General features: G+C 31.3%; 8 protein-coding genes. All 8 read left to right on the top strand.

Features of this window, described 5'->3' with window-relative positions; all coding sequences use genetic code 11:
- Positions 1 to 5: 5 nt before the first annotated feature.
- The 8 genes from RWO76_RS00690 to tgt all read left to right on the top strand — a co-directional run bounded on the left by RWO76_RS00690 (position 6) and on the right by tgt (position 7,025).
- Positions 6 to 173 carry a hypothetical protein gene (locus tag RWO76_RS00690; RefSeq protein ID WP_314353635.1) on the top strand — a complete coding sequence of 56 codons (168 nt, stop codon included), beginning with the start codon at positions 6 to 8 and terminating at the stop codon, positions 171 to 173.
- 149 nt (positions 174 to 322) lie between these two features.
- The gene (clpX, locus tag RWO76_RS00685) at positions 323 to 1,561 is read left to right on the top strand and encodes an ATP-dependent Clp protease ATP-binding subunit ClpX (RefSeq protein WP_314353622.1); all 1,239 of its coding nucleotides are present in this window, start codon (positions 323 to 325) and stop codon (positions 1,559 to 1,561) included.
- A 16-nt stretch (positions 1,562 to 1,577) separates the two neighbouring features.
- Positions 1,578 to 2,852, top strand: a complete 1,275-nt coding sequence (locus RWO76_RS00680) for an MFS transporter (RefSeq protein WP_314353620.1) — start codon at positions 1,578 to 1,580, stop codon at positions 2,850 to 2,852.
- 2 nt (positions 2,853 to 2,854) lie between these two features.
- Positions 2,855 to 3,448 carry a ribosome biogenesis GTP-binding protein YihA/YsxC gene (gene yihA / locus RWO76_RS00675; protein WP_314353632.1) on the top strand — a complete coding sequence of 198 codons (594 nt, stop codon included), beginning with the start codon at positions 2,855 to 2,857 and terminating at the stop codon, positions 3,446 to 3,448.
- A 5-nt stretch (positions 3,449 to 3,453) separates the two neighbouring features.
- Positions 3,454 to 3,870, top strand: a complete 417-nt coding sequence (locus RWO76_RS00670) for a GNAT family N-acetyltransferase (RefSeq protein ID WP_314353618.1) — start codon at positions 3,454 to 3,456, stop codon at positions 3,868 to 3,870.
- 73 nt (positions 3,871 to 3,943) lie between these two features.
- On the top strand, positions 3,944 to 4,246 hold the full coding sequence (locus RWO76_RS00665; protein ID WP_314353616.1) for an iron-sulfur cluster biosynthesis protein: 303 nt from the start codon (positions 3,944 to 3,946) through the stop codon (positions 4,244 to 4,246).
- 199 nt (positions 4,247 to 4,445) lie between these two features.
- Positions 4,446 to 5,681, top strand: a complete 1,236-nt coding sequence (locus RWO76_RS00660) for a carbohydrate-binding domain-containing protein (protein WP_314353614.1) — start codon at positions 4,446 to 4,448, stop codon at positions 5,679 to 5,681.
- A 198-nt stretch (positions 5,682 to 5,879) separates the two neighbouring features.
- Positions 5,880 to 7,025 (top strand): tRNA guanosine(34) transglycosylase Tgt, encoded by a 1,146-nt coding sequence (gene tgt, locus RWO76_RS00655; protein WP_314353610.1) that lies wholly within the window; start codon positions 5,880 to 5,882, stop codon positions 7,023 to 7,025.
- The last annotated feature ends 21 nt before the right edge of the window (positions 7,026 to 7,046 follow it).

Here is a 7,046-nt window from a genome sequence, read left to right as displayed (position 1 = left end):
AAAACATTGAAGTTACTGATGCTGATGTTGATGCAGAAGTAAAAGAATTAGCTGCTCAATATGGTATGGAAGAAGGAGCTGTTCGTGCAGCTGTTTCAGTTGAAATGTTGAAAAACGATATTTCAATGAAAAAAGCATTAGCTTTAATTACTGACTCTGCAGTAGAAGCTTAATTCGAAAACTATTTAAGAACAATCTTGGAAACAAGATTGTTCTTTTTTATGGGAAAATATCTATTACACAATGGACTTTCCTTGTTCAAATAAGTCAGATATGCTAATCTACTATATATAGTGTCAAAAATGAAATGGAGGGTTCTTAGTTGTATAAAGATGAACCAAAACATGTCTGTTGTTCATTTTGTGGAAAGTCACAAGATCAAGTAAAAAAAATCATCGCTGGACCAGATGTTTTTATTTGTAATGAATGTGTAGATTTATGTAAGGAAATTATTGATGAAGAATTATTAACACAGTTTTTTGAAGGAGAAATTACAGTTCCAAAACCACAAGAAATTCGTGAAATTTTAAATGATTATGTGATAGGACAAGAAAATGCTAAAAAAGCACTAGCGGTTGCTGTTTATAATCACTATAAACGAATTAACCATTTAGTAGAAGACGATGGAGTAGAGTTACAAAAGAGTAACATTTGTTTAATTGGACCAACCGGTTCAGGGAAAACTTACTTAGCTCAATCATTAGCACGCCTATTAAATGTTCCATTTGCAATTGCAGATGCAACAACATTAACAGAAGCTGGATATGTTGGGGAAGATGTAGAAAATATTTTATTAAAACTTCTTCAAGCAACTGATTATGATGTAGAGCGTGCACAAAAAGGAATCATTTATATTGATGAAATTGATAAAATCGCACGTAAAAGTGAAAATGTATCGATTACTCGTGATGTAAGTGGTGAAGGTGTTCAACAAGCTTTATTAAAAATTTTAGAAGGAACAATTGCATCTGTTCCTCCTCAAGGTGGACGTAAACATCCACAACAAGAATTAATTCAAATCGATACTACCGATATTTTATTTATTGTAGGTGGAGCATTTGATGGCATTGAAACAATTGTTAAGGAGAGACTAGGAGCTAAAGTCATTGGATTTGGTTCTTCAAATAAAAACTTTAGCGAGCATGAAAGTTTAATGCAAATGATTATTCCAGAAGATTTACAAAAATTTGGATTAATTCCAGAATTTATTGGACGATTACCAATTATTGCAGCATTAGAAAAATTAGAACAAAAAGATTTAGTGTCTATTTTAACAGAACCTAAAAATGCATTAGTAAAACAATATCAAAAACTTTTCTTAATGGATGAAGTTGAATTAGAGTTTGATCAAGAAGCATTAGATGCTATCGCATCTAAAGCGATTGAACGAAAAACTGGTGCACGTGGATTACGTTCGATTATTGAATCTGTTATGATGGATTTAATGTTTGAAATTCCAAGTAGAGAAGAAGTTTCTAAAGTAATTGTGACAAAAGAGGTTGTAGAAAATGAAGGACAACCAGAATTGTACAATAAAAAAGGAAAATTATTGAAAGCTTAATTTTAGGGGGAATTTTATGTCTGCAATTCGTAAGTTTTTTGCAAGTCGTTATACAAAAGAAGAATTTTCGTGGATTTTACAAGATTGGGCTAATTCAGTGTATTCATTAATGATTACTACAGCTATTTTTCCAATTTTCTTTAAAACAGTTACTACTAATGCGGGAGTGACTGCTGCTAATTCAACAGCTTATTTAAGTTATGCAAACTCAATTGCAACATTTGTCGTTGCAGTAATGGCACCAGTATTAGGAGCGCTAGCAGATTATCGAGGATATCGAAATCCTATGTTTACTATTTCAACGATGGTAGGGGTATTTTCTGTATTAGGGATGATGTTTGCTGGTAGTGATCAATGGATGTTTTTATTAATTTTATATACGATTTCTGCCATTGGATTTTCTGCATCGAATATTTTTTATGATAGTTCGATTATGGATGTAACAACGTATGATCGTATGGACCGTATTTCAGCAGCAGGTTATGGATACGGTTATATTGGAAGTGTTATTCCTTTTGTGTTATTTATGGTGATTATGCAATTTTCTCAATTATCTGGAGATGTCATTGTAAAAATTGGTTTCTTTATTACTGCGGTTTGGTGGTTTGTCTTTACCATTCCATTTTGGAGACATGTAAAACAAAAACACTTTATGGAACATGATAAACATCCTGTATATGATAGTTTTGCTCGCTTATTTGAAACGGTTAAACATATTCGTGAACATAAGCATGTGTTTCTATTTTTAATTGCTTATTTCTTCTATATTGATGGAATTGGGACAATTATTAAAATGGCTACTGCTGTAGGTACCGATGTTGGATTAGATGGAAATAGTTTAATTGTTATTTTGTTAATCGTTCAAATTGTAGCATTTCCATTTAGCATTATTTATGGATATCTTGCAAAGAAAATTGGTTCAAAAAATACTGTGTTTTTAGGAATTGCTACTTATATTATTATTTGTATTTTAGCAACAGGATTAAAAACTTATACAGATTTCTTATTATTAGCGATTTGTATTGGTACAGCTCAAGGTGGGGTACAATCGATTAGTCGTTCTATTTTTGGGCAAATTATTCCTGCAAATCGTGCGAATGAATTTTTTGGATTTTATAATATTTTTGGAAAATTCTCATCCATTTTAGGAACAACATTATTAGGAATTACTGCGCAAATGACGGGTAATTCATTACATGGAGTTTTTTCTCTTATTCTTCTATTCTTAATTGGAGGAGGATTACTATTCTTTGTTAAAATCAATCCTCAAACAACAGAGGAAGGAGCATAATGATGAAAGTAACAAATGCTGAATTTACGATTAGTGCAGTTGGTCCAAATCAATATCCAACGGATCAAAAAGTTGAAATTGCTTTATCTGGTCGCTCGAATGTAGGGAAATCATCTTTTATTAATCGTTTAATTCAACGAAAAAGTTTAGCTAGAACATCTAGTAAACCGGGTAAAACTCAGACATTAAATTTTTATCATATTAATGATTTATTTTATTTTGTCGATGTTCCTGGTTATGGATACGCAAAAGTTTCAAAAAAAGAACGTGAAAAATGGGGAAAAATGATTGAAGAGTACATTACAACTCGTGAAAATCTTGAACTAGTTTTAATCCTCGTTGATTTCCGTCATGAACCAAGTACTGAAGATGTTCAAATGCGTGAGTTTTTAGAGTATTATGAAATTCCTTATCGAATTATTATGACGAAATGTGATAAAATTCCTCGTGGTAAATGGAATAAACATGTGAGTCAAATTCGAAAAGCTTTTGGGAAACCGCCGGAAGAATTATTTTTAACATTTTCTTCTGAAACAGGAGAAGGAGTTGAAAAAGCTTGGGAATGGATTGAATCAATCGTATTAGATAAGGAGTGAATAGGATGATTGGGTATAAGAAAAAAGATGCAGTTTCTTTTGAAGAAATATTTCCATTATATGAAGCAGTAGGATGGACAAATTATACAAGTAATTCAACAATGCTAAAAAATGCATTAGAACATAGTTTGTTTATTCTTACAGCAAGAGATGAAGAAGGGAATTTAATTGGATTTCTAAGAGCAGTAGGAGATGGTTATTCTATTCTCTATATTCAAGATATTATTGTGCTTCCCGAGTATCAAAGACAGGGAATTGGTACAGAATTACTTCGTCAAACACTGGAGTATTTTAATGAGGTTTATCAAATTATTTTAACAACGGATAGTGAATTAAAAACAATTGCATTTTATGAAGCAAATGGATTTACAGCTTTGTCTAAATATGGATGTACTTCTTTTATGGCTAATCCGATCCTATAAGCAAAGTAAAAGCATGATTTTTAAAACTATGGTAAACTTGAATTAAGAAATGATGAGTCAAAGGATGGGACATATGAAATTAACAATTGATGAAAAATCACAAGCATGGTTTGAAGAAGAAATGGGAGTTTCTAAAGAACGTGGTGTTCGTTTTTTAGGGAAAGTTTATGGATGTAGTCCAATTCATGAAGGCTTTTCTTTAGCCGTAGAAGTTGATACACCCAATAATCCATTTGTTAGCGTAGAAAAAAATGGAATTACCTATTTTGTTGAAACAGGTGATGAATGGTTTTTCCAAGGTCACGATTTAGATGTCGTATTTGATGAAAAACTAAAAGAACCATCCTATAGTTATCGTGCCATTCAAACTGCATAAAAAATAATTGTAAAAGCTTTTCTCTAATAACAAGAGTGTGGTTAACCAAAATTGTGGTTATACTCTTAATTAGAGAAAAGTTTTTTCTTTTGAAAATTTATTTAACAAAAATGCTATAAATAATTCATAAAGTATATATTTTATATTCAAAAAGATACATTAATATAAGTTCATCTCATAAAGAAAGAGAGGGATTTATATGACTTTAAAAAAATATCAATTCGTTTTAATAGGATTATCAACAACATTATTGATGACAGCTTGTTCTCAAGCTGGTGCAAAAACTGCTAATAGAACTAAAACGACTGATTCTAGTATCAGTACAACAACTAATACAACTTATTTTTCCGATAAAGATTTCAATACTCAATACGATGAAACGACAGCTACAAAGATTAATTTATTAGGAGATACGGTATCGGTTTCAGGAGATGGAGTTTCAACAACAGATTCTATTGTAACTATTTCAAAAGCTGGAACTTATATTATTTCTGGAGAATCAAATGGACTTCAATTGAAAGTAGATGCAGATAAAGAAGCAGATATTCATATTATTTTAAAAGGTGTAACGATGAATAATACCAATGCACCTATTAATGTTCAAAAAGCAAATTCGGTAACCATTACTTTAGTAGATGGAACGACTAATACTTTAGTAGATTCTAGTGAAAATAGTGATGAAAAAGCGAATGCAGTTTTATTTTCTAAAGTTGATTTAATCATTAATGGAAATGGGATATTAAATATTGATGCTAAAAAAAATAATGGAATTAAAGCAAATGATACACTTCATATTACTGGAGGGACATATCATATAACTGCAATTGGTAGTGCATTTAATGTAAATGATGAATTCAATATTACACATACAAAAATGAGTATCGATGCAAAAAATGATGCTGTGAAAGTGGATAATGATGAAGACCTTTCAGTTGGAAATATGTTTTTATCAGATAATACGATGACCATTAACGCTGGAGATGACGGCATTCATGCTTCTGGTAATTTAGTAATCGAAAGTGGAACTTATGTCATTGAAAATTCAACAGAAGGAATTGAAGGAAGAACTATTACGATTCAAGGTGGAGATATTAAAGTTTATGCAAGTGATGATGGTGTCAATGCAGCAAATGCAAATGTGAGTCAAGATGAGATATCTTTTACAATGAATGGTGGAAACTTATTTGTAGAAGTAGGAGAAGGAGATACGGATTGTATTGATTCAAACGGTAATATTACAGTAACAGGAGGGACTATTCAATTAGTTGGTCAATCAGGATTTGATTTTGATGGAACTGCCGTTTATACAGGTGGTGATATTACAATAAATGGGGAAAAACAATCAGAAATCAAAAATTCAATGATGATGGGACCTCCAAATGATGCTAGAGGATTTAATCATCAGCAAGGAATGCCTCCTCATGATAGAAAGTAACATTTATTAGGAATAAAGAAATAAAGTTAAAATACTTTAAAAAGAAAAAGATTTGATAATCATAATTTTTTAGACATAGCGATTCCATATTAAGGAATTGTTATGTCTTTTTAATTTGAATGTAGAGAAAATATTGGACAAATAGAACATAGTAAGATACAGTTATAGAGTTAACTATTAAAAGAAAGGAAAGTAAAAATGACACAACCAGCTGTAACATATCGTTTAATTAAAACAGAAAAACATACAGGTGCTCGTCTTGGAGAAATTATTACACCACATGGTACTTTTCCAACTCCAATGTTTATGCCTGTAGGTACATTAGCAACTGTAAAATCAATGTCACCAGAAGAATTAGATGAAATGGGAGCCAATATTATTTTAAGTAATACTTATCACTTATGGTTACGTCCAGGTGCGGATATTGTAGATGAAGCAGGAAAATTACACAATTTTATGAATTGGAAAAAAGGAATCTTAACAGATTCAGGAGGTTTCCAAGTATTTTCTTTAAGTGATATGAGAAGAATTGAAGAAGAGGGCGTACATTTTAGAAACCATTTAAATGGATCAAAATTATTTTTATCTCCAGAAATTTCAATTGATGTTCAAAATAAACTTGGAGCAGATATTATTATGAGTTTTGATGAGTGTCCTGATTTCCATCACACACATGATTATGTGAAAAATTCCATTGCTCGTACAACTAGATGGGCAGAACGTGGATTGAAAGCTCATAAATCTCCAGAAACTCAAGCTTTATTTGGAATTTTACAAGGGGCAGGATACAAAGATTTACGTTTGGATCACGCTAAAGATATGATTTCTCTAGATTTCCCAGGATATTCGATTGGTGGACTATCTGTAGGGGAAACGAAACAAGAAATGAATGAAGTATTAGACTATGTGACACCATTGATTCCGTCTCATAAACCACGTTATTTAATGGGAGTAGGTTCACCTGACTCATTAATTGATGGAGTGATTCGTGGAGTTGATATGTTTGACTGTGTACTTCCAACACGTATTGCAAGAAATGGTACTTGTATGACGAGTGCAGGACGTCTTGTTGTTAAAAATGCGAAATATGAACGTGATTTCCGTCCAATCGATGAAAAATGTAATTGCTACACATGTCGTAATTATTCTCGTGCGTATATTCGTCATTTATTTAAAGCAGATGAAACATTTGGCTTACGTTTAACAAGTTATCATAATTTATACTTCTTATTAAACTTAATGAAACAAGTACGTCAAGCTATTATGGATGATAATTTACTAGAATTTAGAGAAGCATTTTTCGAAGAATATGGATTTAATAAAGAAAATGCTCGTAATTTCTAGTATTCTTAGGAAAAATTTGAT

Source organism: uncultured Granulicatella sp., assembly GCF_963521425.1.
In the GTDB taxonomy this organism is placed as follows: domain Bacteria; phylum Bacillota; class Bacilli; order Lactobacillales; family Aerococcaceae; genus Granulicatella.
The sequence above is the reverse complement of the archived record's forward strand: the minus strand, read 5'-3'. Positions and strand labels throughout refer to the sequence as shown.